At 70.4% G+C, this 26,523-nt stretch carries 30 protein-coding genes and 1 tRNA gene; 9 read left to right on the plus strand and 22 right to left on the minus strand.

Annotated elements, in window-relative coordinates:
- Positions 1 to 335 precede the first annotated feature (335 nt).
- The 3 genes from SSP29_RS12370 to SSP29_RS58435 form a co-directional block, all read right to left on the minus strand.
- Positions 336 to 1,298, minus strand: a complete 963-nt coding sequence (locus tag SSP29_RS12370; protein ID WP_438363792.1) for an RNA polymerase sigma factor SigF — start codon at positions 1,296 to 1,298, stop codon at positions 336 to 338.
- Between the two features lie 185 nt (positions 1,299 to 1,483).
- Positions 1,484 to 1,777, minus strand: coding sequence for a Dabb family protein (locus SSP29_RS55450; RefSeq protein WP_089100592.1), 294 nt, complete (start codon positions 1,775 to 1,777; stop codon positions 1,484 to 1,486).
- Positions 1,778 to 1,794: 17 nt separating this feature from the next.
- On the minus strand, positions 1,795 to 1,971 hold the full coding sequence (locus SSP29_RS58435; protein ID WP_089100593.1) for a hypothetical protein: 177 nt from the start codon (positions 1,969 to 1,971) through the stop codon (positions 1,795 to 1,797).
- A gap of 220 nt (positions 1,972 to 2,191) precedes the next feature.
- Between SSP29_RS58435 and SSP29_RS58440 the strand changes: the two genes are divergently transcribed.
- On the plus strand, positions 2,192 to 2,395 hold the full coding sequence (locus tag SSP29_RS58440; RefSeq protein ID WP_167449904.1) for a PLDc N-terminal domain-containing protein: 204 nt from the start codon (positions 2,192 to 2,194) through the stop codon (positions 2,393 to 2,395).
- Between the two features lie 45 nt (positions 2,396 to 2,440).
- Here the strand turns inward: SSP29_RS58440 and SSP29_RS12390 are convergent.
- The 4 genes from SSP29_RS12390 to SSP29_RS55460 all read right to left on the minus strand — a co-directional run bounded on the left by SSP29_RS12390 (position 2,441) and on the right by SSP29_RS55460 (position 4,219).
- Positions 2,441 to 2,525, minus strand: a tRNA-Ser gene (locus SSP29_RS12390).
- A 77-nt stretch (positions 2,526 to 2,602) separates the two neighbouring features.
- On the minus strand, positions 2,603 to 3,034 hold the full coding sequence (gene tadA / locus SSP29_RS12395; protein WP_150134022.1) for a tRNA adenosine(34) deaminase TadA: 432 nt from the start codon (positions 3,032 to 3,034) through the stop codon (positions 2,603 to 2,605).
- Positions 3,035 to 3,090: 56 nt separating this feature from the next.
- The gene (locus tag SSP29_RS55455) at positions 3,091 to 3,618 is read right to left on the minus strand and encodes a tRNA adenosine deaminase-associated protein (RefSeq protein WP_089100596.1); all 528 of its coding nucleotides are present in this window, start codon (positions 3,616 to 3,618) and stop codon (positions 3,091 to 3,093) included.
- Positions 3,619 to 4,012: 394 nt separating this feature from the next.
- Positions 4,013 to 4,219, minus strand: coding sequence for a hypothetical protein (locus SSP29_RS55460; protein WP_438363786.1), 207 nt, complete (start codon positions 4,217 to 4,219; stop codon positions 4,013 to 4,015).
- A gap of 115 nt (positions 4,220 to 4,334) precedes the next feature.
- Between SSP29_RS55460 and upp the strand changes: the two genes are divergently transcribed.
- The gene (upp, locus tag SSP29_RS12410) at positions 4,335 to 4,970 is read left to right on the plus strand and encodes a uracil phosphoribosyltransferase (protein ID WP_089100780.1); all 636 of its coding nucleotides are present in this window, start codon (positions 4,335 to 4,337) and stop codon (positions 4,968 to 4,970) included.
- 216 nt (positions 4,971 to 5,186) lie between these two features.
- Here the strand turns inward: upp and SSP29_RS12415 are convergent, their stop codons facing one another.
- Both SSP29_RS12415 and SSP29_RS12420 read right to left on the minus strand, forming a co-directional pair.
- Entirely contained in the window at positions 5,187 to 5,855 is a 669-nt protein-coding gene (locus SSP29_RS12415; protein ID WP_150134025.1) for a LytR C-terminal domain-containing protein, read from the minus strand.
- A 133-nt stretch (positions 5,856 to 5,988) separates the two neighbouring features.
- The gene (locus tag SSP29_RS12420; protein ID WP_003999914.1) at positions 5,989 to 6,285 is read right to left on the minus strand and encodes a type II toxin-antitoxin system VapB family antitoxin; all 297 of its coding nucleotides are present in this window, start codon (positions 6,283 to 6,285) and stop codon (positions 5,989 to 5,991) included.
- Positions 6,286 to 6,400: 115 nt separating this feature from the next.
- On the opposite strand from SSP29_RS12420, the gene SSP29_RS12425 reads away from it, so the two are divergent.
- Complete coding sequence (locus SSP29_RS12425) at positions 6,401 to 8,035, plus strand: helicase HerA-like domain-containing protein (protein WP_089100598.1); 1,635 nt, start codon at positions 6,401 to 6,403, stop codon at positions 8,033 to 8,035.
- Between the two features lie 86 nt (positions 8,036 to 8,121).
- On the opposite strand, the gene SSP29_RS60895 is transcribed toward SSP29_RS12425, so the two are convergent.
- From SSP29_RS60895 to SSP29_RS12435, 3 genes are all read right to left on the minus strand, one after another.
- Entirely contained in the window at positions 8,122 to 8,250 is a 129-nt protein-coding gene (locus SSP29_RS60895) for a hypothetical protein (protein WP_275539756.1), read from the minus strand.
- Between the two features lie 58 nt (positions 8,251 to 8,308).
- Entirely contained in the window at positions 8,309 to 8,656 is a 348-nt protein-coding gene (locus SSP29_RS12430) for a hypothetical protein (RefSeq protein ID WP_145968882.1), read from the minus strand.
- Between the two features lie 189 nt (positions 8,657 to 8,845).
- Positions 8,846 to 9,496, minus strand: coding sequence for an HdeD family acid-resistance protein (locus SSP29_RS12435; RefSeq protein ID WP_089100600.1), 651 nt, complete (start codon positions 9,494 to 9,496; stop codon positions 8,846 to 8,848).
- 233 nt (positions 9,497 to 9,729) lie between these two features.
- On the opposite strand from SSP29_RS12435, the gene SSP29_RS12440 reads away from it, so the two are divergent.
- The 5 genes from SSP29_RS12440 to SSP29_RS12460 all read left to right on the plus strand — a co-directional run bounded on the left by SSP29_RS12440 (position 9,730) and on the right by SSP29_RS12460 (position 15,990).
- Positions 9,730 to 12,042 (plus strand): penicillin acylase family protein, encoded by a 2,313-nt coding sequence (locus tag SSP29_RS12440; protein ID WP_089100601.1) that lies wholly within the window; start codon positions 9,730 to 9,732, stop codon positions 12,040 to 12,042.
- Positions 12,029 to 12,637, plus strand: a complete 609-nt coding sequence (locus SSP29_RS12445; RefSeq protein ID WP_150134027.1) for a GNAT family N-acetyltransferase — start codon at positions 12,029 to 12,031, stop codon at positions 12,635 to 12,637. The genes SSP29_RS12440 and SSP29_RS12445 overlap by 14 nt, the downstream gene beginning before the upstream one ends.
- Positions 12,624 to 13,097, plus strand: a complete 474-nt coding sequence (locus tag SSP29_RS12450; RefSeq protein ID WP_089100782.1) for a cupin domain-containing protein — start codon at positions 12,624 to 12,626, stop codon at positions 13,095 to 13,097. Before SSP29_RS12445 ends, SSP29_RS12450 begins: the two co-directional genes overlap by 14 nt.
- Positions 13,094 to 13,864, plus strand: coding sequence for an SDR family NAD(P)-dependent oxidoreductase (locus SSP29_RS12455; protein ID WP_089100602.1), 771 nt, complete (start codon positions 13,094 to 13,096; stop codon positions 13,862 to 13,864). Before SSP29_RS12450 ends, SSP29_RS12455 begins: the two co-directional genes overlap by 4 nt.
- Positions 13,865 to 14,100: 236 nt before the next feature.
- Positions 14,101 to 15,990: a copper resistance CopC/CopD family protein gene (locus SSP29_RS12460; protein WP_174855961.1), complete on the plus strand. Its 1,890-nt coding sequence runs from the start codon at positions 14,101 to 14,103 to the stop codon at positions 15,988 to 15,990.
- Positions 15,991 to 16,009: 19 nt separating this feature from the next.
- Here SSP29_RS12460 and SSP29_RS12465 read toward each other — a convergent pair whose 3' ends face one another.
- The 7 genes from SSP29_RS12465 to SSP29_RS12495 all read right to left on the minus strand — a co-directional run bounded on the left by SSP29_RS12465 (position 16,010) and on the right by SSP29_RS12495 (position 23,417).
- Positions 16,010 to 16,519, minus strand: coding sequence for a DinB family protein (locus SSP29_RS12465; RefSeq protein WP_089100604.1), 510 nt, complete (start codon positions 16,517 to 16,519; stop codon positions 16,010 to 16,012).
- A gap of 121 nt (positions 16,520 to 16,640) precedes the next feature.
- Positions 16,641 to 17,066, minus strand: a complete 426-nt coding sequence (locus SSP29_RS12470) for a hypothetical protein (protein ID WP_089100605.1) — start codon at positions 17,064 to 17,066, stop codon at positions 16,641 to 16,643.
- Positions 17,063 to 17,341 (minus strand): ribbon-helix-helix domain-containing protein, encoded by a 279-nt coding sequence (locus tag SSP29_RS12475; RefSeq protein WP_089100606.1) that lies wholly within the window; start codon positions 17,339 to 17,341, stop codon positions 17,063 to 17,065. The genes SSP29_RS12470 and SSP29_RS12475 overlap by 4 nt, the downstream gene beginning before the upstream one ends.
- Positions 17,342 to 17,628: 287 nt before the next feature.
- Positions 17,629 to 19,050, minus strand: coding sequence for an ATP-binding protein (locus tag SSP29_RS12480; RefSeq protein WP_089100607.1), 1,422 nt, complete (start codon positions 19,048 to 19,050; stop codon positions 17,629 to 17,631).
- Positions 19,051 to 19,111: 61 nt separating this feature from the next.
- Complete coding sequence (locus tag SSP29_RS12485) at positions 19,112 to 21,547, minus strand: helicase C-terminal domain-containing protein (RefSeq protein WP_089100608.1); 2,436 nt, start codon at positions 21,545 to 21,547, stop codon at positions 19,112 to 19,114.
- 728 nt (positions 21,548 to 22,275) lie between these two features.
- Positions 22,276 to 22,938, minus strand: coding sequence for a hypothetical protein (locus tag SSP29_RS12490; protein WP_089100609.1), 663 nt, complete (start codon positions 22,936 to 22,938; stop codon positions 22,276 to 22,278).
- Positions 22,935 to 23,417, minus strand: coding sequence for a hypothetical protein (locus tag SSP29_RS12495; RefSeq protein WP_089100610.1), 483 nt, complete (start codon positions 23,415 to 23,417; stop codon positions 22,935 to 22,937). Before SSP29_RS12495 ends, SSP29_RS12490 begins: the two co-directional genes overlap by 4 nt.
- A 581-nt stretch (positions 23,418 to 23,998) precedes the next feature.
- On the opposite strand from SSP29_RS12495, the gene SSP29_RS12500 reads away from it, so the two are divergent.
- Positions 23,999 to 24,304, plus strand: coding sequence for a hypothetical protein (locus SSP29_RS12500; protein ID WP_145968883.1), 306 nt, complete (start codon positions 23,999 to 24,001; stop codon positions 24,302 to 24,304).
- 21 nt (positions 24,305 to 24,325) lie between these two features.
- Here the strand turns inward: SSP29_RS12500 and SSP29_RS12505 are convergent, their stop codons facing one another.
- The 3 genes from SSP29_RS12505 to SSP29_RS12515 all read right to left on the minus strand — a co-directional run bounded on the left by SSP29_RS12505 (position 24,326) and on the right by SSP29_RS12515 (position 26,483).
- On the minus strand, positions 24,326 to 25,222 hold the full coding sequence (locus SSP29_RS12505) for a hypothetical protein (protein WP_145968884.1): 897 nt from the start codon (positions 25,220 to 25,222) through the stop codon (positions 24,326 to 24,328).
- 131 nt (positions 25,223 to 25,353) lie between these two features.
- A complete protein-coding gene (locus tag SSP29_RS12510; protein WP_150134031.1) occupies positions 25,354 to 25,605 on the minus strand; it encodes a DUF397 domain-containing protein in 252 nt (83 codons plus the stop codon).
- On the minus strand, positions 25,602 to 26,483 hold the full coding sequence (locus tag SSP29_RS12515) for a helix-turn-helix domain-containing protein (protein WP_089100613.1): 882 nt from the start codon (positions 26,481 to 26,483) through the stop codon (positions 25,602 to 25,604). Before SSP29_RS12515 ends, SSP29_RS12510 begins: the two co-directional genes overlap by 4 nt.
- Positions 26,484 to 26,523 lie beyond the last annotated feature (40 nt).

The following is a 26,523-nucleotide window of genomic DNA, read 5'->3' on the forward strand; positions in this document are numbered from 1 at the left end:
GGCAACACGCTGTAGTGACATGTCGACATGCGAGATGTGAATCCGCCCTGGATGAAGGGGGTCTGACGCATTTTCGACCCTCAACTGTCGGGAAGTGCGCTGGTGAGCGATTCGCTCTCGCCGGTGATGGCTCGATCCTTTTTCCGGTTACGGCCGTACCAAGTCGCCCGCGGCGGGTCTCGGACCGGTAACGGGCCCCTGGGGCGGGCTCCAAGCAGCGCCCCGAAGGGGCGCTGGGGGTACCCCCGGCCGAAGGCTGGGGGAGGAACTGCGCGACCAGCCGCGACGGCGCCGCAGTCGGCAGACGGCACATCGCGGCACTTCCGGCGGAGCGCTCAGGCCTCGATGCGGTTCGCCGAGCGCAGGCGCTGGAAGCTGCGGGCCAGGAGACGGGAGACGTGCATCTGGGAGACGCCGAGCTCCGCGCTGATCTGCGACTGGGTGAGGTTGCTGTAGTAGCGCAGCAGGAGGATCCGCTGCTCCCGCTCGGGGAGTTGGACGAGCAGGTGGCGGACCAGGTCGCGGTGTTCCACGCCGTCCAGGGCCGGGTCCTCGTAGCCGATGCGGTCGAGGAGGCCGGGCAGGCCGTCGCCCTCCTGGGCGGCCTCCAGGGAGGTCGCGTGGTACGACCGGCCGGCCTCGATGCAGGAGAGCACCTCCTCCTCGCTGATCCGCAGCCGCTCGGCGATCTCGGCGGTGGAGGGGGAGCGGCCGAAGGCGGTGGTCAGGTCCTCGGTGGCGCTGTTCACCTGGACCCACAGCTCATGCAGCCGGCGCGGGACGTGCACGGTGCGGACGTTGTCCCGGAAGTAGCGCTTGATCTCCCCGACGACGGTCGGCATCGCGAAGGTCGGGAACTGTACGCCCCGGTCCGGGTCGAAGCGGTCGATGGCGTTGATCAGGCCGATGGTGCCGACCTGGACGACGTCCTCCATCGGCTCGTTGCGGGAGCGGAAGCGGGCGGCCGCGTAGCGCACGAGCGGGAGGTTCGCCTCGATGAGCGCCGCGCGCACCCGGTTGTGCTCCGGCGTGCCCGGCTTGAGCTCCTTCAGCTGGCCGAAGAGCACCTGGGTCAGCGCCCGGGTGTCGGCGCCCCGTCGCTTCTCCGGGGCGGGGGCGGCGCCTTGGGCGGGAGCGGCGGGGGTCTGGGCGAGGGGCTGGGCGGCGGTCTGGGCGGCGGTCTGGGCGGCGGTCTGTGTGGCGGTCTGGGCCGGGGGCTGGATCGAGGTCTGGGCGGGGGTCTGAGCGGGGGCGGGCGCCTCTTCCTGGGGCGGCGCAGAACTGGCCGACACGGTCAACGCCACCTCTTCATCGGTCAATCATCCGTCAAAAGCGGTCATAGCATCACAAGACATGTGCACTGTGTGCAAGCACCTCATAACGTCGTGTTGGGTATTAATACTGGCAAGTTGAGGCATAAGGCGCAGTAAAGCCCCCCGCCGTCGCAGGCGAGGGGCTCAGGATCCGGATGCCGCCGTACGGCTCAGAACTCGTAGTCGGCGATCACCCACGTGGCGAACTCCCGCCACTGCGCCGCGGCCGCCTGGTGGGCCGGGTGCTCGATGTACCGCTTCAGCGCGTCCCGGTCCTCGACCGCCGAGTTGATCGCGAAGTCGTGGGCGATGGGGCGGTCGGTGATGTTCCAGCCGCACTCCCAGAAGCGCAGCTCCTCGATCTGGTCGCCGAGGGCGAAGAAGGCCTCGGCGCCCGCGACGGCGCGCGGATCGTCGTGCTCGACGCCCTCGTTGAGCTTGAAGAGGACCAGGTGGCGGATCATGGGCACTCCCAGTGCGTCTACTTCGCCCCGTCGGCCAGCCAGGTGAAGAAGTCGCCGACGGACTTCGCGGCGTCCGATATGCCCTGGAAGACTATCTGGACCCAGTCCGCCGCCTTGGGCGGGTCCGTGATGATCACGTAGAGCGCGAAGATCACGAGTACGTAGACGGCGATCTTCTTGGCGTTCACCGCCACCTGGCCTCTCCCCTGTCTGGTCACCCGGCTGCCGGGCGCGAGTGTAACTCTCCGATCGTTTTGTATGACCAACGGCGCGATGGATGCCGGATTTTTTTCTCCCATGCGCCCATGCGCCCATGCGCCCATGCTCCGAAGCTCCGTTGCCCCGAAGCGTGAACCGATCGCGGGGGTCGCTCCGATGAAGGGCCGAGGGAACGAAGACGGAGGGAACACACAGATGCTGATGACAACGATGGCCTTCGGGCTCGTCGCCCTGCTGATCGTGCTCGTCGTGGCGGCGCTGCTCGACTGCGTGCGCACACCGGCGGAGCGGGTCAGGTACGTCCCGAAGTGGCTCTGGCTGCTGTTCCTGCTGCACGCCCCGGTCTTCGGGGCCCTCGTCTGGAACTACGCGGGCAAGCGCCCCGAGCCGTCGGCGTAACGCATGAAGGGTGGCTCCGATTCGGAGCCACCCTTCATGCGACAGCGGTAGCGGAGGGATTTGAACCCTCGGTGACTTGCGCCACACTCGCTTTCGAGGCGAGCTCCTTCGGCCGCTCGGACACGCTACCGAGGGAGACCTTACAGCACGGGGGGCCGTGCTCTGAAATCGGTATTCGGGGGCCGGGGAAGGCCCCTGCGAGCGGGTTCAGCGGGTGCGGAAGAAGTCCGTGAGGAGGCGGGCGGATTCGTCCGCCAGAACGCCCTCGACCACCTCGGGGCGGTGGTTCAGGCGCCGGTCGCGGACGACGTCCCAGAGGGACCCGGCGGCGCCGGCCTTCTCGTCGCGGGCGCCGTAGACGACCCGGTCCACCCGGGACTGGACCAGGGCGCCGGCGCACATCGTGCAGGGCTCCAGCGTGACGACCAGGGTGCAGCCGGTGAGCCGCCACTCCCCGAGCGCCGCGGCGGCCCGGCGCAGGGCGAGGACCTCGGCATGCGCGGTGGGGTCGCCGGTCGCCTCGCGTTCGTTGTGCCCGGCGGCGAGGACCGTCGTACCGTCCGGGGACAGCACGACGGCACCAACGGGGACGTCCCCGCCCCGGACGGCCCGGCCGGCCTCGACCAGGGCGAGCCGCATCGCGGCCCGCCAGCGGTCGCGTACCGGGTCGGGGGACCCGGGTGCCTCGTGGAGGGTCAGCGGACGGTCTCCAGGACGTCGGAGGCGCCCAGGGCCTCGGCGATCTCGCTGAGCGCGTCGTCGCTGAGCGACAGCAGCTCCTTCGCGCTCACGCCCAGGTCGTCGAGGATCGCGGCGTCGCCGACCGGGCCGGCCGGCACGGCGGAGCCGTCCGCGTCGTCGTCCTCGTCGCCCTCCGGCTCACCGTCCTCGGTGCCGTCGAGGTCGAGGGCGTCCAGGTCGTCGGATTCGTCCTTGGGCTCCCTTCCGAGCAGTTCGTCGGTGAGCAGGAGCTCGCCGTACGAGCTCCGGGCGGCGGCGGCTGCGCTGGAGACGAAGACCCGGGGGTCCTCCTCGCCGTCGACGCGCACGACGCCGAACCAAGCGTCTTCCTGCTCGATGAAGACGAGCACCGTGTCGTCGGCGTCCGACGCCGATTCCCGGGCCAGGTCGGCCAGGTCCGACAGGGTCTCCACATCGTCGAGCTCTGTGTCGCTCGCTTCCCACCCGTCTTCGGTGCGCGCGAGCAGTGCGGCGAAGTACACCGTGACTCTCCCACTGGTCTTAGGCGTGCCGGTTGGGGGTCCCCCCGGCGGAGGTTCTGGGCGGGGAGAGCTGTGCTCCGAGCCCCACCCACTCGGAATCGTGGCAGAAACAAGGCGTTCAGGGGACGTCTTCGGCTCCCTGTGTCTGGCAGTTTTGATCGCACGTATGCAAAGAGGCTTCCACGCGTCCGTCAACGCAGTCACCAGCGCACTCGTTGCCGCCACCTGCGGATCGTACGCGGGTTTTCCCGCAGCCCACGCACGGCCTTCTCCATGACGGACCGCAACGTGCCACAAGCAGTGGATCTTTGCCGAAGGATCGGCTTTACGACTCTTGCGGACTCTTACCGGGTCCTGCGGACTCTTACCGGGTCCTGGGGACTCCTACCGATTCCTACCAGCGGAACGTCCGCATGCGCAGCGCGTGCCGCAGCCGGGCCGCCTTGGCGCGGCGGGGCTGGACCCGGTCGCGCAGCGCCCGCGCCTCGGCGAGCTCGCGCAGGAACAGGGCCCGGCGGCGCCGCCGCTCGGTCTCCGTCTCGCCCTCGGGCGCGCCGTACGCACGGTCGGGCCGTTCGGGCCCCTCAGACAGCTCAGGCACGGTCACACCACCCCCGTCCGACACCTCCACTTTCCCCCGGATGGAGGGTTTGATGCCAGCGTGGGCTTGCGCGGGCCTGCGCGAGGTGGGCGGGGGCGCGGTTACTGTTGTGGACATGCGTCTCCACGTCGTCGACCACCCTCTGGTCGCCCACAAGCTCACCACGCTGCGCGACCAGCGCACCGACTCCGCGACGTTCCGGCGGCTCGCCGACGAACTGGTCACCCTGCTCGCCTACGAGGCGACGCGGGACGTGCGGACCGAGGCCGTCGACATCCAGACCCCGGTGGCCGCCACGACCGGCGTCAAGCTCGCCCGTCCGCGCCCGCTGGTGGTGCCGATCCTGCGGGCCGGGCTCGGCATGCTGGACGGCATGGTCCGGCTGCTGCCGACCGCCGAGGTGGGCTTCCTGGGCATGATCCGCGACGAGGAGACGCTCCAGGCGTCCACGTACGCGTCGCGGATGCCGGAGGACCTCTCCGGGCGCCAGGTGTACGTCCTGGACCCGATGCTGGCCACGGGCGGCACGCTGGTCGCGGCGATCCGCGAGCTCATCAAGCGCGGCGCGGACGACGTGACGGCGGTCGTGCTGCTGGCCGCGCCCGAGGGCGTCGAGCTCATGGAGCGGGAGCTGGCGGGAACGCCGGTCACGGTCGTGACGGCGGCGGTGGACGACCACCTCAACGAGCACGGCTACATCGTGCCGGGGCTCGGGGACGCGGGGGACCGGCTGTACGGGGCGGCCGAGTAGCGAGCCGTTCGCTTCGGGGCACCGTGCCCCGCCTCTTTGGCCGCCGCGACGGTGATCGGCCACGACGGCGGAGTCCGGCGGTGCCTCGCGGTGCCCGGCGGGATCCTCGCCCGGGCGCCGAGGGGGTGCGGGCGAGGTCGGCGGCCGCGGGAGTGTCGTGTCTGGTCGCGCAGTTCCCCGCGCCCCTTACGGGGCGTCGCCTTTCGGGGCGTTGCTTCAGCAGGTCTTCTTCGAAGTCGACGCCGTCGGTGTGGGGTTGGACAGGGCGGTGATCGCCTTGGCGGCCGTCGCCTGGGGGGTCAGGGTCTTGAAGGCGTTGCCGATGATCAGGTCGACGGCGGTGCCCTTGCGGCCCGCCTCCGTGCGCTGGTCGGCGGCCGTCACCTGGGTGGCCAGGACCGGGAGCGAGGTCTTCAGGGCCGAGGCCGGGCCGAGCAGTATCGCCGTGCCCTTGACCTTCTTGTCGAACCTCGTCGGCGCGTTGCCGATGTCGCCGATCTTGAAGCCGCGCTTCTTCAGTTCGTCGGCGGTGTTCTTGGCCAGGCCCGCGCGGGTCGTGGCGTTGTAGACGTTCACCGTGATCTGGGCGGGCTTCGGCAGCTCCGTCGTCGTCGTACCGGCCGACGCACCGGCCGCGGGACTCGCGCTGGCGGCGGCCTGCCTGATGCAGTCGCGCGCCGAGCCGGCCGCCGACGCCGTTCCGCCGCCGCCCGTGAAGACGTCGATGAGCTGCAGGGTGCCCCAGCCGACCAGGCCGAGCGCGGTGACGGAGGCGACCATGGAGAGGACGAGCCGGGCACGCCGCCGGCGCGGGCGCATGCGAGGGTATTTGTCCCCTGTGATCCGGTACTGGCCGCCCATGCCGGGGGGAGTCAGCATGCTCATGAGCGCAGCGTAGTGCGCCACGGGTGCGTTGACTAATAGATGATCATCTGACGGTGCCCGGTCCAACCCGAAAGGGCCAACCGGCGGCAAATGCCGGATGGCAGGCGGGTGTCGGGCGAGTGCCGGGCGGGTGTCAGTCGAGTTCGAGCACGCGTGCGTGCAGCACCTGACGCTGCTGGAGGGCGGCGCGGACCGCACGGTGCAGCCCGTCCTCCAGGTACAGGTCGCCCTGCCACTTCACGACGTGCGCGAAGAGGTCGCCGTAGAACGTCGAGTCCTCGGCGAGGAGGGTCTCCAGGTCGAGCTGACCCTTGGTCGTCACGAGCTGATCGAGGCGGACCGGGCGCGGTGCGACGTCCGCCCACTGCCGGGTGCTCTCCCGGCCGTGGTCGGGGTACGGCCGGCCGTTTCCGATGCGCTTGAAGATCACACGGAAAGCCTACCGGTCCAGACGTTCCGGGCGCAGCCATGGCGACCGAGTGCGACGCTGGAAAAGACTCCGTAAAGGTCATCAAACGGGCTAAACGGGAACAGGGGGTCCGACGATGAGTGCCGGCGAGGCCGACGAAGCAGGTGCCGCGACCCCGGCCACGACCCCGGCCAGGGACGCAGCCGACCCTGCAGGCGCCCCTGACCCCGGTGGCGCCCCTGACCCCGTGGTCGCCGGGATCGCCGCCGGGTACGCCTTCGGCGGTCAGGCGCTGGAGCTCGGTGCCCTTCTCTGGGACGGACGGTGCCGTCCCGACGCCCCGGTCCGCATCCCCCTCCCCATGCTCAACCGGCACGGCCTGGTCGCCGGCGCCACCGGCACCGGCAAGACCAAGACGCTCCAGCTGATCGCCGAGCAGCTCTCGGCGCAGGGCGTCCCGGTGTTCCTGGCGGACGTCAAGGGCGACCTGTCCGGCATCGCCCGCCCCGGGCAGCCGAACGACAGGGTCCGGGGCCGGGCCGGCGAGGTGGGGCAGGAGTGGACGGCGACCGGCTTCCCCGCCGAGTTCCTCGCGCTCGGCGGCCTCGGCCACGGCATCCCCGTCCGGGCGACGATCACCAGCTTCGGACCGGTGCTGCTGTCGAAGGCGCTCCAGCTCAACCAGACCCAGGAACAGTCCCTGGGCCTGATCTTCCACTACGCCGACACCAAGGGCCTGGAGCTGATCGACCTCAAGGACCTCAGGGCCGTGGTCGCCTTCCTCACCTCCGACGAGGGCAGGGCGGAACTGAAGAACATCGGAGGGCTGTCGACGGCCACCGCCGGGGTGATCCTGCGCTCGCTCACCGCCTTCGAGGCCCAGGGCATGGCGGACTTCTTCGGCGAGCCGGAGTTCGACACGGCCGACCTGCTGCGTACGGCACCGGACGGCCGGGGCGTCGTCTCGGTCCTCGAACTCCCCGCCGTCCAGGACCGGCCCCTCCTCTTCTCCACCTTCCTGATGTGGCTGCTCGCCGACCTCTTCCACGACCTCCCCGAGATCGGCGACGCCGACCGGCCCGGGCTGGTCTTCTTCTTCGACGAGGCGCACCTGTTGTTCAACGGCGCCTCGAAGGCGTTCCTGGACTCGATCACGCAGACCGTGCGCCTGATTCGCTCGAAAGGGGTCGGCGTCTTCTTCGTCACGCAGACCCCGAAGGACGTACCGTCCGACGTCCTCGCCCAGCTCGGCAACCGCGTCCAGCATGCGCTCAGGGCCTTCACCCCGGAGGACCAGAAGGCGCTGCGGGCGACCGTGCAGACCTTCCCGAAGTCGTCGTACGACCTCGAAGAGCTGCTCACCGGGCTCGGTATCGGCGAGGCCGTGGTGACCGTGCTCAGCGAGACGGGCGCCCCGACGCCGGTCGCGGCGACCCGGCTGCGGGCCCCCGAGTCCCTGATGGGGCCGTTGGACGCGGCGGAGCTGGACGCGGCGGTGCGCGGGTCCGCGCTCCACGGGCGTTATGCACAGGCTGTGGACCGTGAGTCGGCGTACGAGAGGCTGCAGCGGACGCCGGCCGAGCCGAAGGCCGCCGCCGAACCGAGAGCTCCGAAAGCCCAGAAAGCCCAGAAAGCCCAGAAAGAAGAACCGTCGCTGGTCGAACAGGTGGTCAGCAGCGGGATGTTCAAGTCCCTCGCCCGGTCGGTGGGCACCCAGCTCGGCCGGGAGATCACGCGGTCGCTGTTCGGCACGGCCCGCAGACGCAGGTGAGCCGGGGGCCGGGAGCCGGGAGCCAGGGGCCGGAGGCCGGGCGCCCCGCACGGGCCGCCCGGTTCCGGTCTCTCCGGTCCGAGGTATCAACTGGGTTTCTGCTCCTGCGGTCGCGGCCTGGACGGCTGCGCCGTCTTCGTCTCCGGCTTGGGCGTGCTGCGGACGGCTTCCGCGCGCAGCAGGGCGCGCAGGACCGTGTACGGGTCTGAGGACATGACTGTGTTCCTTGCGTAGAGCTGACTGACCTGGGGGAGCGCGGGACAGGCAGGTCGGTCAGCAGCGCAGGACCACGGTGCGCAGGAGGGGCGTGGCGTACGGCGGACGCGGTGTCGTCGGGCAGGGGCGGTGGCTGTCCCCCGGGCCGGCGGACGGCGCCGTGTCGGGGAGCGGCGCGGGGCGCTGGGGTACGTCGGCGCGGTGGACGGTGCGGGCGGGTGGCCGCAGCGGGGTGTCGAGGGCGTCGTGCTCGGCGGTCTCCGCCGAGACGGTCGGGGTGGCCGCCGCGAGCGCCGCCGCCGCCGTCGGGACGCCGGCCAGCAGCAGGGCGAGCAGCAGCACGAGCGCCCGCGGCCAGGCGGGGCCTGGCCGCGGGCGGCGTCCGGTCGGGGGACCGCTGCTCATGGCGGTCATCTCCCCGTGTGGTGGGCGGTGTTCATCGCGTGGGGCGCGAGATCCGCTCGCTCGGCGTACCGGCGAGGCGCGAAGTTGACGAAGCCGACGGGCCGGTGCCGACAGGGTCCGTGCCGACGAGGCCTGCGCTCGTCCGGCCTGCGCTCGTTCGGTCCGCGCCCACGGGGCGGCCGGCGACGCTCACAGGGCCTGCGGGATCTGCTTGGCGCGGCCGCGGATGCCGAACGCCGTGACGATCTCGACGATGCCGACGACGACCAGCCAGATGCCGGCGACGAGGGTGAGCACCGCGACCGACCTGAACGGCGAGACGATCAGCACGATGCCGGCGATGAAGGTGACGATCCCGAGGAAGATCATCCAGCCGCGGGCGGGCATTCTGTGGTCGTGTACGGCGGCGAGCGTCTGGGTGATCCCGCGGATCAGCCAGCCGATCCCGATCCACAGGGCGAGCAGCAGGATCGACTCCAGAGGGCCCCGGAAGCAGAACAGGCCCAGCAGGATCGACAGCGCGCCGCTGATGAAGGCCAGCACGCGCAGCGAGGTCGCCTTGTGCGTGCCGAACGCGGCCACCAGCTGGAAGACGCCGCTGATCAGCAGGTAGATGCCGAAGAGCACACCGGCGGCGAGCAGCGACGCACCGGGCCACACGAGGATCAGGATGCCGAGGATCAGGGAGGCGATCCCGGTGAGCAGGACGGTCTGCCAGGCGGCCTTGGAGAGGGCGTGCAGCGGTCCCTCGAAGGGCGGTTCGGGCTCAGGCCGAGCGGTGCCGGTGGCGTGCGCCTTCCGGTCGTCGTCGGCGGGGCCGGTGCTGGGGGGCTCGGTCATGGTTCCAGCTGAGACCGACGGGGCCGGCCCTGCCAGCAGGACAGGGCCGGACGGGTGAGCCCCCGGATCCGGTCGGGGGAGTCGGCGTTGGCGTCCATGGCTCGATGATCCCGCGCCGGGACGGCCCTCGCGCGCCCGTGGCTGCCCGGCCTCCTCGACGCTCTCACCTCTCGCGTACGATTCCTCCGCGATTCGACTTAGGTAAGGCTAACCTCAGACAGGGGGGTCACCAGGTGACCATCGAGACGTACCGCGACGCCTGGGGCATCCCGCATCTGCGGGCGGCCGACGTCCGCGAACTCGCCCGCGCGCAGGGCCGGGTGACGGCCCATGACCGGGCCTGGCAGCTGGAGGTGGAACGGCACCGGGCGCAGGGCACCTCGGCGTCCTTCCTCGGCGCCCCGGCCGTCGCCTGGGACGTCTTTGCCCGCCGGGCCCGCCTGGCGGACACGGCGAGACGTTGCTTCGAGGCGCTGGAGAGACGGGACCCGGAGACGGCGGAGTGGGTACGGGCGTACGTGGCCGGCGTCAACGAGGGCCTGCCGGCCGGCGCCGCCCGCACGCCCGAGTTCGCCCGCACCGGCCTGACCCCAGGCACCTGGGAGCCCTGGCACCCGCTCGGCATCTGGCTGGCCACCCACATCCTGTTCGCCGGCTTCCCGGCCAAGCTGTGGCGCGAGGAGGCGATACGGCACCTGGGCGAGGAGGCGGTCCCGCTCTTCGCCACGGACGGCCCCAGCACCGCCGGCAGCAACGGCTGGCTCCTCGCGGGCTCCCGCACCACCACCGGCCAGGCCCTCCTCGCCGGCGACCCCCACCGCTTCGTCGAGGCGCCCGGGGTCTACCAGCAGATCCACCTCGCCTGCCCGGAGTTCGACGTCGTCGGCCTCGCGGTCCCGGGCGTCCCCGGCATCGCCCACTTCGCCCACACGGGCACGGTCGCCTGGTCCATCACCAACGCGATGGCCGACTACCAGGACCTCTACCGGGAGCGCCTGCGGCGCACGAACACCGGCGTGGAGGCCCTCGCCCCCGACGGCACCTGGACCCCGGCCCCCCACCACACGGAGACGATCGAGGTCTCCGGCAACCCCCCAGTACCCATCGAGGTACTCGAAACACCCCGGGGCCCGGTCATCGCCGGGGGGCCGGAGGGGCTGGGGACGGGGACAGCGGAGGCGACGGGGACGGAGGCGATGGAGACGGCGGAGGCGGAGGACGAGCTCGGCCGCGAACTCCGCACGCCTCTCGCTCCGCACGCCGAACGGCCTGCTGTCGTGCACGCACCGGCGGCCGCCGACGGCGGTCGGCCCCCGCGGGGGCCACTCGCACCCGACGACGAAAGCCGCACGGGTGGTGCGGGTGGGAAATCATCCGCCGACGGCGGAGCCGAGGCGTTGGCGCTTCGCTACCCGCCCCGCGTCACCGAAGACCTCGGCTTCAGCGCCCTCCTCCCCCTCCTCCGCGCCCGCCACGTCACCGACGTCGACCGGGCCTTCGACGCCTGGGCCGAGCCCGTCAACGTCGTCCACGCCGCCGACACCGCCGGAGGCGTCCTGCACCGCGTCGCCGGCCGCGTCCCCGTCCGCTCCCGCACCAACCGCACCCGCCTCGCCCCCGCCTGGCTCCCCGGCCACGACTGGCAGGGCTGGCACGAGATGCCGTACGGCGACATCACCGACGGCGTGGCCGTGATGGCGAACCAGCGCGGCCCGGCCACCCCCCTCGGCGTCGAGTTCGCCCCGCCCCACCGCGCCGACCGCATCCGCAGCCTCCTCGGCGAGCGCCGCACCTGGTCCGCCGCCGACATGCCCGCGATCCACACCGACACGCATCTGGCCTCCGCCGCGCCCCTCCTCGACCGCCTGGCCGCCCTCGACGACCTCACCCCCGAGGCAGGCAGGCTCCGCGACCGCCTCCTCGCCTGGGACCGCCGGATGGACGCGGACAGCACCGACGCCGCCGCCTACGCGGCCGTACGCTCCGCCGTCGTACGGCACCTCGCCGCCCATCCCGCCTTCGCCGCCCTCACCGAACCCCCGGCCCACCCCAAGGTCCTGCTCCCCTGGCTGGCCCTCACCCCCCGTATCGCCTTCGCCCTCGAACACCTCCTGAGGACGGAGGAGTTGTACGGCGTCGACCGCCCCGCCGCCGTACGCGCGGCCGTGGAAGAAGTCGCGGCCGCCCCGCCCGCCGGCACCTGGGGCGACACCCACCGCCTCACCCCCTGGCAGGCGCTGCCCGAGCCGTCGTACGACGACGGACCGGCCCTGTCCGGCGACCACGACTGCGTGCTGTGCACCTCCGCCGTCCCCGGCCTCACCGACCGCTCGGCGCGCGGTCCGGCCGCCCGGTACGTCTGGGACCTGGCCCGCCGCGACGACAGCCTCTGGGTGGTCCCGCTCGGCGCGGACGGCGTCCCCGGCGCACCCCACCACACCGACCAACTCCCCCTGTGGCTCAAGGGAGACCTGGCCCCGGTCGTCACCGACTGGGACCGACTGGAACGCGTAGACCTCACGGAGAAGACCGATGTCGATATCTGAGCACCACCCCGAACCAGGCTTCGGCACCGTCCGGCTCCGCCCCCTGGACCCCGAGGGCGACGCGGCCGTCGTCCACACCTGGGTCAGTGCGGAACGCGCCGCCTTCTGGGGCATGACCGGCCTCACCCGCCCCCAGGTCACCGAGATCTACGCCCACATGGCCACCCTCGACACCCACCACGCGTACCTCGCCGAGAAGGACGGCACCCCGGTCGGGCTCCTCCAGACGTACGAGCCGGAGGCCGACCGGGTGAGCGAGTGCTACGACGTCCGCCCCGGCGACATCGGCGTCCACGTCCTCCTCGCCCCGCCCGGACCCGAAGGTCCCCGCCCCGGCTGGACACAGGCCCTCCTGACCGCCTTCACGGCGTACGCCCTGCGCACCCTCGACCGCCACCGCATCGTCGTGGACCCGGACGTCCGCAACGAGAAGGCGATCGCCCGGTTCCGGCGCCAGGGCTTCGAGCTCGGCCCGGCCGTCGTACTCCCCGAGATCGACCTCCCCGACGTCCACCTGCCCGAAAAGCACGCTCAACTTGCTTTCCTCACCCGGCCGGTAGCCTTCCCGGATGTCCCGGATGCTGACTCCCGATGACCTGATCGCCCACTACGGCCTGGAGCCGATCCCCCGCGAGGGCGGCCTGTTCCGTGAGACCTGGGCCGGTCCCGCACGCGCCGACGGCCGCCCCGAGGGCACCGCGATCGTCGGCCTCCTCACCGCCGACGACTACTCGGCCCTGCACCGCCTCCCCACCGACGAGATCTGGCACTTCTACCTGGGCGACCCCCTGGAGTTCCTGCTCCTCGCCCCCGACGGCACCACCCGCACCCCCGTCCTCGGCCCCGACCTCCTGGGCGGCCAGCACCTCCAGCTGACCGTCCCGGCCGGCACCTGGATGGGCGCCCGCGTGGCATCCCCGGGCGCCTGGACCCTCTTCGGCTGCACCATGGCCCCCGGATTCACCTTCGAGGGGTACGAACACGGGAACGCGGCCGACCTCACGGCGCGTTACCCGTCCGAAGCCGCCCGCATCACGGAACTCTGCCGTCCATGACGAACCACCTACTGGACGGACAGATCGCCCTGGTCACGGGCGCGAGCGGCGGTATCGGCCGGGCCATCGCGCGGCGCCTGGCGGCGGAGGGCGCGGCGGTGGCCCTGCACTGCCGTACAGGGGTACGGGCGGCGCACGAGGCGGCCTCGGGCATCACGGCCGGCGGCGGCAGGGCGACGGTCGTACAGGGCGACCTGAGTGACGAGGAGACCTGCCACCGCGTCGTCCGCGAGGCCGCCGACTGGGGCGGCGGACGGCTGACGGCGCTGGTCGACAACGCGGCCGTACAGCCCGTACAGCCCCTGCCCGGCATGACCGCGGCCGACTGGCGCGCGGTCGTCGACACCAATCTCACCAGCGTCTTCGCCTGCACCCAGGCCGCCGCCGAGATCATGCGCGCCCAGTCCGGCGGCGGCACGATCACCCACATCGCCTCCATCGAGGCGACCCACCCGGCCCTGGGCCACGCCCACTACAGCACGGCGAAGGCGGCCGTCGTCATGCACGCGAGGGCGGCCGCGCTGGAGTACGGCCGCCTCGGCATCCGCGTCAACACCGTCTCCCCTGGCCTGATCGACCGGGAGGGGCTGGCGGCGGACTGGCCGGAGGGGGTGCGGAGATGGCAGGAGGCGGTGCCCACGGGCCGGTTGGGAAGCGCGGACGACGTGGCGAACGCGGTGGTCTTCCTGGCGTCACCGCTCGCGTCCTGGATCACCGGCCACGACCTGGTGGTGGACGGCGGGGTGTCGGCGCGCCCGACGTGGTGACGATTCCAGCGCCCCGAACTCAAGCGCCCCGTAAGGGGCGCGGGGCGATACCGATGTGCGGCTCCGCCGCGCGGGCGCGACCAGCCACGACGAGCCCGCAGACAAAGTGAGCACCACAGCCTCTCCAGCCGTATGACCCAGGAACGCGTGTTGCCGAACTCGGAGCGGGTGACGTGAGCGAAGGACACGACAAGCGGCGAGCGACGACCGGCGACCACAGGCACAGGGTCCGGTCCCTGCGCGCCCTCGCACTCCTCGGCACCCTCCTCGCCGCCCTCCTCCTGGCCTCCGCCGGCCCCGCCTCCGCGCACGCGGCCCTGCGCGGCAGCGACCCCGCCGACGGCGCCGTGCTCAAGTCCTCGCCCGGATCCGTCACCCTCACCTTCACCGAGTCGGTCGGCCTGCTCGACGACTCCTTCCGGGTGTACGACCCCACCAACCACCGGGTGGACACCAGCGACCCCGAACACGGCCCGGCCGGCTCGGACACCGCCCGGATCACCTTCCCGAAGAAGCTGGGCACCGGCACGTACACCGTGGCGTGGCGGATCGTCTCCGCGGACAGCCACCCCGTCTCCGGCGCCCTCACCTTCTCCGTGGGCAAGCCGTCGGCGACCACGACGCCCGTCTCCACCGGCCCCGTCGAGAACCCGGTCACCGGCAGCCTCTACAACATCGGCCGCTACGTCGCGTACATAGCCGTGGCGCTGCTCATAGGCGCCGCCGCCTTCCTGGCCGTCTGCCGCCCGCCGGACCCCGCCCCGCTCCGCACCCCGGTCCGCACGGCGTGGTGGGCGCTCCTGGCCGCGACCCTCTTCCTCTTCGTCCTCCGCTCCCCGTACGAGGAGGGCACCTCCCCGGCGACGGCCTTCGACCTCTCCGCCCTCGGCAGGTCGGCGACGGGCCGTCCCGGTCTGGCGCTGCTGGCGAGGCTGGCCCTGCTGGCCCTCACCGCAGCGCTCCACCTCCTCCTGCGCAAGCGCGTGAGCCCCACCCGCCTGGCCCGCCCGTCCCGTCCCCTGCTCGCCACGGCCGCCGCCCTCTCCATCGCCCTGGCCCTGACCTGGGCGGCGGCGGAACACGCCTCGGCCGGCATCCAGGTGCCGCTGGCGATGACGTCGTCGGTCCTGCACCTGTTGTCGATGGCGCTCTGGCTGGGCGGCCTCACGGCCCTCCTCATCACCCTCCACCGCACCACCACGCCCCTTCCCGCTGTCGTCGTCTCCCGCTTCTCCCGCGTGGCCTTCGCCTCGGTGGCGGTCCTCGTGGTCACCGGCGTCTACCAGTCCTGGCGCGGCCTCGGCTCCTGGCAGGCCCTCACGGACACGTCGTACGGCAGGCTCCTCCTCGTCAAACTCGCCGCGGTGACCCTGCTGCTGGCGGCGGCCTCGCAGTCCCGCCGCTGGACGGCGAAACTGGCGACGGTCCCGGCCGCGGCGGCCCGCGACCGCGTCCCACTGGCGGTCGGCGCCCCGGCGGCCCTGTCGGCCTCGGTGGCCCTGTCGACCTCGGTGGACCTGTCGGCCCCGGTGGACCTGTCGGCCCCGGTGGACCTGCCGGCCTCGGGGGATGCACCGGCCGAGGAGGATCCGGCGTCCCCGGGGGAACCGCCCGCCGCCTCCGCCGGCCGCCACCAGGCGTCCCTGCGCCGTTCGGTCCTCGCCGAAGTGGCCATCGGCGTCGCCGTCCTGGGCCTCAGCACGATCCTCGGCGGTACCCTGCCCGGCCGGGCCGCGGCCGAGGCGGCCGCGTCGGGAACGGTGTCGGACTCGACCGGCATCCCCGCGGCCGCCGTCGCCATGGTCCCCTTCGACGTCGGCACCCCGAACGGCCACGGCAAGGTACAGATCACCCTGGACCCGGGCCGGGTCGGCAAGAACTCCGTGCAGGCGGTCGTCTTCGGCCCCGACGGCGGCATCTCCACCGTCCCCGAACTCCGGCTCTCCTTCACCCTCGCCGCCCAGAAGATCGGCCCCCTCCCCTCCAACGTGACCGACCGCGGGGGCTATTGGGCCGCCGACTCCGTCAACATCCCCATCGCGGGCGAGTGGACGATGACGGTGACGGTACGGGTGTCCGACCTGGACCAGGTGACGGTGACGAAGAAGGTCCGGATCGCCGCCTAACGGGCCCCACCCCGGCCGCTCAGGCGCCCACGGTCCCGTCGACGCCCTCGCGCAGGAAGTCGGCGTGCCCGTTGTGGCGGCCGTACTCCAGGAGCACGTGCAGCATCACCATCCGCAGCGACACCTCCTCCTCCCACCTCGGCTGGTATCCGGCCTGGTCCAGGGAGCCGGCCGCGCGCTCGATCCGGCGCGAGGCCGCCACCTCGGCCTCCCAGGCGGCGAACGCCTCCTGCCTGGTCGACCGGCTGGCGTCGTACGCCGCCTGGAAGTCGATCTCGTCGGACCACACCATGGGCGCGTCCTTGTCCTCGAAGACCCGGCGGAACCAGGCGCGTTCCACCTCCGCCATGTGCCGCACCAGGCCCAGCAGCGACAACGTGGACGGCGGCATCGACCGCTGCCGCAACTCCTCGTCGGTGAGCCCTTCGCACTTCATGGCGAGGGTCGCCCGGTGGTAGTCGAGGAAGGCCCGCAGCATGTCCCGTTCACTGCCGAAACTGGGCGGTCCTATGCGGTCGTCGCTGCTCACTGGCCGTACTCCCCATCCATTCCGCATCCATTCCGCTCATCCGCCCCGTCACCCGGGCGCAGCAGCAGTATCCAACCCGCCCCGCACCCACCCGGCGGCGCCGGCCGTCTTCAGCGCCGGGTCATACCTTCTTGACGACGATGGTGTCCGGGAGGAGCTTCTCCAGGTCGTCCACGTCCGAGGTGAAGACGGTGACCTGCCCCTTCTGCCGGCGTGCGATGACAGCGAGCACGGCGTCGATCGCGTACTTGTGGCCGTGCAGCTTGGCGTCGGCCAGGAGACGCCGGGCCTGGCGGGCCTCGTCCTTTCCGATGTCGGCGACCTTGAGCCGGGAGAGCACCCAGTCCCAGCGTTGCTCGGTGGTTCTGCCGTCGTATGCCTCGACCAGTGTCATGGGAGACGTCACCACCTCGGCCTCACCCCTGGCCGCGAGGTCGAGCCAGGCGATCATCCTGCGGTCGCCGCACACGGCCAGGGACAGGGCCTCGCAGCCGAGTACGAAGACGCGCGGTGGCCGCTGCCTGTGCTCACCGGCGCGCTGCGTCACGCGGCCTCTCCGGCGTCGTGACCTCCGGCGGTGCGGCGGCGCTCGTGCTCGGCGTCGAGATCGTCCAGCTCCCCGAGGGCTGCCGCGCGCTCGTCCTCGGTGACCGGCCCGTGTTCCTCCTGCAGCCAGTCGACCAGCTCCAGCAGCCGGTCCCGATCGCGCTTGAATCGCAGTGCTTCGGCCACATACGCCGAAAGTCCCCGCTCAGCCGCATCGGCGCGGATCTCGTCGAGGAGATCTTCGGGAATCGTCACCGTGACTTTCTTCGTCGCCATACAAGAGACCATATTCCTGGTGCAAGCGCCCTTACCAACGTCGAAGGGCCCCACCTTGCGGTGGGGCCCTTCGACATCGTGCCCGGTGAGGCACTGGCGGAGGATACGAGATTCGAACTCGTGAGGGGTTGCCCCCAACACGCTTTCCAAATGTTCGTCCGGGGGTTCGTGGATGCACGGATCCGTCCTGACCTGCGACGGAGCAGTCGATCTGGCTCAGCCCGGACCGCACCGGACGGAGGCGAATGCAACCAGAACTGCAACCGCTGGGAGAACCGGCCCCCTGCTCACACCCTGCGCCAAGCGCTGAGCAGTTGCTCGGGTTCGTACGCCGCCTGGAGCCCGGAACAGCTGGTCCCGTTACGGGAGACCGCCACGAGCGGTACGGGCTCGTCGGTGACCGCCGCGCGGTGCTTCTGCAGTGCGGCCAGGTCGTGGCTGTCGAACGCGGAGTTCTCCAGCCATTTGACCGAACCGAGGAAGAGCAGTTCCTTGGCCACCGGCTGCCGGTCGGCGCCCACCAGGTCGATTTCCACGTCGTTGCTGCGGGTCCAGTACCCGCCGATTGCCGGGGCGGCGGGCAGGAGCCCGTCCGGCAGGAGGCGGGCGAGGGATTCCCGGACGAGGGGTTCGATCGCGCGGCCCCGCCAGCTCGTCCACTGCTCCTTGATACGGCTCAGAGTGAGATCTCCCCGCATTCGTTCGATCTCCGCCATGTGCGGGTCCAGAAACGCGAGCCAGAACCGGAGGTAAGGGTCTGCCACTCGGTAGCGGCGTTCCTTCGACGGCCTCAGCGAGAGCGGCAGCTCGGCGGCCACGACCCTCTTCTCGGTCAGGACGTCAGTGGCTCGGGTGAGAGTGGTGTGGGCGATGCCGCCGGCCGCGCGAGCGATGTTGGTGAAGGTTCGCTCCCCGGATCCGATGGCCCGCAGTACCTCCCTGCTCATCGCCTGCGGTGGAAACTCCGCGGCCAGTGAGCGCTCGGCGGAGACCAGCAGGGCCGAGATCGGGTTGTCCAGCGAGTCGCGGAGGAACTCCCAGACGTCTGCTCCGGCCCGCCACTCGGCGCAGATCAGGGGGAGCCCTCCAGTGATCAGAGCGGCGTCGAACGCGGCTGCCGCTGGCAGGCCGAGCATCTCGCCGATGTCGGCCGGGTTCAGGGGCCCCACGATCATTTCCCGGCCTCGTTGGTGAAAGGGGCGGTCGTAGCTGTTCAGCGCCTCCATCATCGACAGATCGGATCCGACCAGGAGGAGGAGTACCGGCTTACGGCTGAGCAGCCGGTCCCAGGCCCGCTGGAGCATGCCCTCGAAGGCATCGATGCGGTCCATGAGATACGGAACCTCGTCGATGACGACCACGCTCGGGCTGTCGTCAGGAAGGATCTCCGCGAGCAGCCTGAACGCCGCGTTCCACTGACCCGGGGTCTCCTCCGAGAACAGTCCCCGCTCCGGCAGGGTGGATCTGGCGACGGCGTCGAGCAGCTCCGACAGTTCGTCCTCCGCGGTGCCGCCCGCCGCGGTGAAGAAGAGGTACGGCGTCTCGGTACGCCGGAGGAACTCCTCGACGAGGCTGGACTTGCCGACCCGCCGTCTTCCCCGCATGAGGACGCACTGCCCCGGTTTCGCCGACCCGACGGCAGAGCGAACCGCCTGCAAGGCGTTGCCGAGCACGCTCAGTTCGCGATCCCGCCCGATGAAACGACGCACATAATCCTCCCTACAGCAATAGTGTCGACAGGGATACTATCGCTACCGATACTGTCCTGCTCTAGTCCGGCGTGAGGCTCATGACGCTGTGGATACGGGAGAGGGTGAAAACGCGCTCGTCGCCTCGCAGGTGGCACCAGGCTTCGAGGTAGGGCGGGTCGAGCATGAGGCGGCTGAGGGTGCGCACCGTCCGGTTCCCCGAGGTGGCGACGTACTCGACGGTGATGGGCTCACCGGTATCGATGGCATGGGCGAGCTGACGGACGTCGCTGTACGGCAGGCGCTTTGCCCACCCTGCGACGATCTCCTCGGTGTCCGTGGCGAAGGCCGCTCCTCCGTCGAACGGCGAGGGCTCGGGAGGTGCCGGCGGGGCCTTCAGCAGTTGGGTCGCCAAGATGTTCGGGTCAACTGCGGTGGGTGCCTTCGCCACGCCTGTGGCAGCTTTCCGGCCGCTGTCCCGCGTGCGGGTGCGGCGCGGAGCCGGCACAGGAGCGGCGGCCCGCTGGGGCTGGGTTTTCTCGATCCGTACCGTGCCTTCGGCAGTCTCGGCGACGGGGGCGTATCCCTCGGCCCGGAGCGCGGCGACGGTCGTGTCGAGCGGGCTGCGGCTGACCAGCACCGTCGGCGCCAGCTGCCGTAGCCCGAGTTTGGTGAGCTTGCGGTGGGCAGCGAGTTCCGCCAAGAGTGCGGGCTCGTCGCCGTGGAGGACGCAGGCGGCGGGGGCGATGCGCACGCGCCCGTGGCCACGTGCGGTGTCGGTGATCAGGTACGACAGCGGCTGCGGCAGGGGCCCGGCGGCGACGGCGGCCAGGCTGGCCGTGATGTCGTCGCAGGTACGGCCGGCGTCGAGTGCCCGTCGGATGCTGCGGGAGCTGATGCGCCACACCGATGCCGTGCCGCTGGTCTCCCGGTCGGCGACGGAGTCCAGGAGCGAGGCCAGCCGCGCGGACGGTGTGCCGGTGACGACGGCGGTGAGGTCGGCGCCGATCCGTGCCGTCGCGGTGGCCGAGGGCAGCAGCCGCCGGCACTCGACGCCCAGCGCCTCCGTGTCGCCGGTCCGCAGATGGATGCCGAGGGCGGACAGGGCACCGCGAGCGAGTACCCCGAGGATCTCGGCCTCACGGATCACGGTGGCCAACGGTGTTCCGTCCGGGAGCGACGAGTGGGCGAGCGGGCGGTGCCAGGCGATCAGAGGCCCCAGCTCCGACGTGACCGTCGTGCCCTGCCCCGCCGGAAGCTGTGCGGCTGCGGTCAACAGCCCGTGGCGAGCCTGCATGCAGCCATTGCAGGGCGGTGCTCCCGCGAGAGCGGGAAGCGACTTGCTGTCTTCGTCACGCGCCTGGGTCGGGGTGAGCGGCAGGTTCCGCCATGCCTGAAGCAGTACGGCGAACTGCTCCGGGGGTTCCTGTTCCGCCCAGGCGTCATACGCCTCGGTGGGCGCCACTCGATCGCCGTCCCGCCCCAGGAGCCCGGCCGCGTACGCGGTCTCGAGAGCAAGGCGTACGACGGCGTCTTCGGCCTGGGCGGCCTTGCCGATCCGCGCCAGTTCCCGCGCACCGATTCCGCCGGACTTCAGCCGGGCAGGCGCGGTCGTCGAACAGGCCGACAGGACCGAGACGGCATGGGTCACGAACGCCGTGGCTGCGGCCGACGCCTCGCTGTCCACCTCCCTTGGGGTGACGGGCGTCAGCCGCGCGAAAGGCGGTACGGGCTCGAACGGGGCGCGCCAGCCGGGTCCGCGCAGTGCGCGCGCCACCTCGGCAGGCATACGGGCCGGGCCGTAGCGGTGACGGTCCTGGACCAGGAGCCCCCTGTCCAGCGCCCATCGCTCGCCCGGTTCGAGGCCGGGGCCGGCGGTGCCGAACACGATGAACTGCGGCTGCCCCGGCACACCCTCCGCTCGGCGTTCGAGCAGCTTCCGGGCCGCTGCAGGGGCTTTCGCGACCACCGAGACGACCTGTTCCGGGTCGCTGTGGTGTTCCACCAGTGTGGCCAGTCGTTGCGGCTTGGTGGCCGCCGGCCTGACGCCCAGTGCCACCAGCATGGCTCGAAGTTCGTCGGAGGTCGCGCCCGCGAGCAGTTGCTCCAGCGGAGCGTCCAGGCCCAGGGGCGCGTCCCACACCTGCCGTAGCGGTCCGGCCATGCGGAGCGTTCCTGCGCCGCCCGGCCAGACCAGAGCGTGATCGGCCAGCACTTCCAGTACGGCGTCCAGTTCGCCGGTGGCGTCGTCGTCCGCCGCCCCCAGTAACTCCGCCAGGGCTTCGCGCGACGCCGGCGCACCCAGCGCCGCCAGAGCCTCGGCCGCCTGGAGGTGTGGCAGCGCGAGCCGCGGCAGGGACAGCGCTACCGATCCCGGGCGCTGAAGACGGTCCGCCAGTTCACCCACCGAGCGTGGCTCCGGAGGGGACATAGCGTCCTTTCGCGCTTCGAGTACGCGTGCCAGACGAGAGCCATCGAGGCTGCCCAGCCATGTCGCCAGCGTTGATCGGGACTTCACGCGGAATGCACCTCGTCGCACCAGTGAGTCGCAGCGGGGCCGGAGAACCGGCGCCGGGTTCAAGAATGGCGTATCCCCGTGATCAGCGGGTGCCGCACGAGGGCAGTTGCCCCCAGCGAGCGTAGGCAGGGTGTGGCCCGCCCCCACTGAGGCGCGAGAGGTGACCGAATCCCGCGCCCGGACTCCGAACTCCCTGCGCATCCTGTACCGCCTCGCGGAACGCCGGAAGGCGTTGGACGCGAGGGCGCGACTGGGTTCGACATCGCCGCTCCAAGGGCACACACCCCGGCGGCAACCGTCGCGACGTCTACCGTCAGATTCTGTAGGGCTCCGCCACGTGGCCAGTGCCAGCCCCCCCGCCGTGGGATGCGGAAGCGTGCGCCTGGCTGTTCGCCGTGATGCCCCGAATGTCGGCCGCAAATGCAACCAAAAATGCGACTGGTCCACACCGAAGAGCCGAGCCACATTCGTGGCTCGGCTCTTCACTTCGCCTGGTCAGGCAGCTGCGGAGGATACGAGATTCGAACTCGTGAGGGGTTGCCCCCAACACGCTTTCCAAATGTTCGTCTGGGGGTCCGGGGAAGGCCGGGAGCGTCCTGACCTGGAGCGGAGTGGGTCTTGGACAGGGCGCTGAACCGAGCCGGACGTGGGTGAATGAGACCAGAACTGAGACCACGGAGCACGGCGCTTTCGCTGGTCAGCGTGGGCTTCGGGACGTGCCTCCTGGATCAGCGCTTGTTCTTCCAGTTGCGGATGGCCTGGTCAAGCTGTGAGCGCAGCCGGTTAGCTGCATCGGTGCCCGGTAGCAGCTCGGGGTACGACTCGCTTGGGCGCCCAGCGATCAGGGCTCCCAGATTGGTGGAACTCTGCGAAGGGAAGACGAGCGAGCACTTCTTCGCACCCATTTCCTGGGCCAGCCCGAGGAATCCCCTGCCGATGCCAAGGGGAGGCGAGGAACTGTAGTGCTTCGCTTCGATCGCCGCGACGAGCTTGGCGCTCCGTGGGTGCACCTCAGCCTGTCGGCTCCGCTCGGCCTCCTGGTGATCGATGACGGCGACGTCGCATTCGTGTGCGACCTTCGAGGTGGTGGCGGCGACGTACACGCCCAGGTGGATCTCCAGCTGCTTCTGAGTGCCGGGGAAGCTGACCAGGATGTAAGTGAAGGTGCCCGACCATAGGTTTCCCGGGTGCCTACGAAAGCGCAGTGCAGTGGCTGGAGTCGTGCCGTCCTGCGTGAGCATTGTGGTCCCGCCGGCTGCGTTCGCGGCTTCGAGGCACAGTGTCAGAAGCGACGCCTCGTAGAGGTCGGATTCGTCTGCGCTGTTGCGGTACACGGGCTGCAGGACACCGATCGCCTTCTCGATGGCCTGGATCAGGTTTCCCCTGCTCATCGGATGGCCTCCGCGTGCGTGTCGATCCCCTCGGACAACAACTCCCTTACCAGTTCGAGCGCGACACGTGCCTGCGCTGTTTCCTGTTCAAGGTCGATGTAGGAGGGTGTTTCCAGGTCCGGGTCGCCGAACTCGATGGTCGGGTGCATCTCGTGAGCCACAGCTGTGTCTAGTGAGGCTTTGCGTGACGCGTACATGGTCTCAGCGAGCGTCAGGAGGGCGCCACGGATTAGTCCGATGCTCTCGTCGCCCGTGTACGGGATCACCGCTACGTCGGACTCCCCGAGGCGTTGAAGTTTCGTCTCCGCCAGCCGGCTGGCACGTGCTTCGTACTGGCTCTGCTGCTCCTGCTTGAGCTCTTCCTCCGGGACAGCCCGCCCCTGTCGGACTTCCTGGTCCAGCTGGCTCGCCAGATCCCCCAGCTCGGCCTCTTTGAGCCGCTCCATGATGTACACGTACTGATCGCTGTCGAACGACACGTGGCCCCTCCCTAGATGCCCTTCCGGGACTGTACTCAGGGGCACCGACAGATGACGGCGAGTTGATCGACATCAGCCGGTCTGGGCCCGGCGCCTCCGGCCGTAAGACTTCCTTGTGTCTTCGCGCGGGCTCACTGCTGTTGCTGCTCTACTTCAGTGAGGTCCGGCCGCTGGAGCGGCCGACCCGCCACTATGATCCGCGTCGTACCGAATGTCAGGTGGCGACCCTCCGCTTTCGTCCCCCACAGAAACCGGCCGAGCAGCGCCTGCCGAGATCTCGCTGAACGTGAAAGGCAGACATGACCCGCCGGTTCCTTCCTGTCATAGCCGCCTGCGCGGGCGCACTACTCGCCGCTGGCTGTAGCAGCCGCGCCCCGCAGCCCGCTGCAGCAGCCCCCACGGTCACGGTCACTCAGACCATCATGTCGACCCCCACATCGGCGCCAACGCCTGCAGCCAGCCGCACTTCGGCCACTCCCACACCGGCTGTCTCCTCGACGCCCGCGACAGCCCCGGCCCGCGCTCCTCAGGGATCGGTCGCCCTGACCGAATGGCACGACGGCGATGCGACGAACAAGTGCGTGAATGTCATGACCGCCTACGAGAACCGCTCCGACACCGCAGTAATCTCCATCACCCAGAAATTCCAGACCTTGTACACGCCCAAGCATGCCGACGGCGAGTACCCCGACGAAGTGGACGGCCCGGTCAAGATGCTCACTCAGGACGCGGGCATCGCCCCGTACGGGAGCCGGACCCTGTACTGGCAGGTGTGCGCGCCCGAGCTGGCCTCCAAGCAGAACCCAGTTCCGCCGGACGGCACCGACTCGTTCATGTCCGAGATCGGCGCCCAGCCTCGTGCCACCGTCTGGGACTGGGCGCAATAGAGACGACGCGGGCCGCGCACATCAGAACGGCGCACGCGGAGCGAAGAAGTCCCAGCGCTTGTCCAAGAGATCCCGCAACAGGACGGCAGCACCCCACAATTCCTGCGACGCGCCATCGTCCTTGTAAAGGTCCCAGAATCTCCGGTGACGGATCTTTCCCGCCTCTTCATCGTGGAAGGGCTTGTCGATGGCGGTGAAGACGACACCGATCCGCGACGTCTGCCTCAGTGCCTCGTAGAGCGCCTCGTGATACTCGTCCGCACGACCGGGGCGCACCCAGGCCGTCGGGACGTGGATGAACAGCCACCCGATTTTGCCCCGCGGCAGTTGCTTGACCGCGCCCTTGACCGTATTTCGGACCGTGGCCTCCGAGAAGGGCGTCTCGTCCTGCTTGTACTTCACCTCGACGGGGACGTTACCGATGTTCGCCAAGTTGAGGAGGATGTCGAAGTCCTGGCCCTTGACTCCCGACTCCGTCACCCTGGCGATGCCAGCTGGCATGCACATGAGGTTCTGAAGGATGTCTGCTTCGAAGATCGCCGACACGACATCGTTCGTCTTGGTGTAGAAGAGGAAGTCGGCGAACCACGGTTCGCCCTGAAACTCGAACACCCTCCTAGCGAGTTCCTGGCGCTGCCGGGCCTGCTGCACCCAAGGGCCGAGTCCCTCTCGGTTGTCGGCGAGGGGGAACCTCTCCTTTACCCAGGCGGCGCCGAAGATGGATTCGAGAAAGGTGGTCGCCGCGGTCTCGGCTACGGCAGCCTCGTAACGATTCGCCGCGACCTCTGGATGTGCGAAGAGGGCCTGCATGCCCTCATGCATCCGGTCGTTGTAGACCGCCCACGCAGTTGTCTGGTTGGGAAAACCTTGGGCCCGGTTCTCCTCCATCCAAGCCGTGAAGGTCGGTATTTCGATCATTCCCGGACTATAAGGGCGCCCGGGACACTGTCGCCAAGGTTTTCCGACAGGGTCACGCCCGTCCTGAGACCGGGACACCCGCGCCCACCACGACGGCTGTCACCGCTCACGCGCCAGCTCGCTTTTCGGCATCAACGGTCAATGATCGACCCGTTAGCGATCCCGCTGACCAGCGCGCGCATCGCCGCCGTCGAGAAGAGCAACGGCCCACGGCTGATGTCCTTGGAGTCGCGCACTGCGGCGCACTCACCCAGTTCCGCAACTTCCACGCAGTCGTTCGCACCCCCGCTGTACGAGCTCTTCCGCCACCGCGCATGCGTGAGATCGACGTCGTGCTGAGCTGTCGTGACAACGTGCGGGGCGTCCATGCTGGGCGTGCTCACTCTTCGAGCTCCTTGCTGATGCGTGCGGTGCGGGTGCGAGTCTCCGACGCGTCGAGGGCGCTGCCTCTCAACTGATCGAAGATGTCCGTGTAGTTGGCCACGTCCTCAGGGGACTCCAGATACACGGAGTTCTTGGGGTTCTCCAGCCACACCAGGTCCGGCGTCGGGTGCGGGAAGGTCAGGATGACGAACGGGCCATACAGTCCGGGGTGCGCTCCGAGGGAGAATGGCAGCAGCTGCACGGTGACGTTCGACTGTTCGCTCGCCTCCACCAGCTTCCGCAGCTGGTCGCGCATCACTTGTGCAGAGCCGACTGTCCTGCGCAGCACAGCTTCGTCGAGGATCGCCCAGAGTCTGGCGGGGGTCTCGCCGCCCAAGCGGCTGTTCTGTCGCTCCATGCGGACCCTGACCAGGGACTCGACCTGCGGCGGGGACAGGTCCTTCCTCATCTGGGAGATCACGGCACGCGCGTAGTCCTCGGTCTGGAGCAGCCCTGGCACGAGCATCGGCTGGTAGCTGGCGAGGTGCGTCGCGCCGGCCTCCAGCGCGAGGTACCCGTCGTAGCGGGTCGGGGTGAGTACCGTCGAGTACTTCCGCCACCAGGGCTTCTGCTGCTCTTTGTCCGCTCGCACGAGGTCGAGCACGTCGGCGCGCCGGCCTTCGTCCTCGACGCCGTACAGGTCTAGCAGAGCACGGACGAGGACCGGTGTCGTACCGCGTTCCCCGTTCTCGATCCGGCTCAGTGACCCCTGGTTGACCTCCAGCTGGTCGGCGACCTCGGTGAGGGTGAGCCCGGTCGCGTCACGCAGTTCCTTCAGCCGTGCCGCGAGCTGTCGCCGGTAGACCGACTGCGGGACCAGGCTTCTCTTCAAGGCCATGCCGGAAGTCTCTCCGTACCGGCGCCGCCTCGACAAGCCC

The sequence above is a fragment of the Streptomyces hyaluromycini genome (genome assembly GCF_002217755.1).
GTDB classification, from domain to species: domain Bacteria; phylum Actinomycetota; class Actinomycetes; order Streptomycetales; family Streptomycetaceae; genus Streptomyces; species Streptomyces hyaluromycini.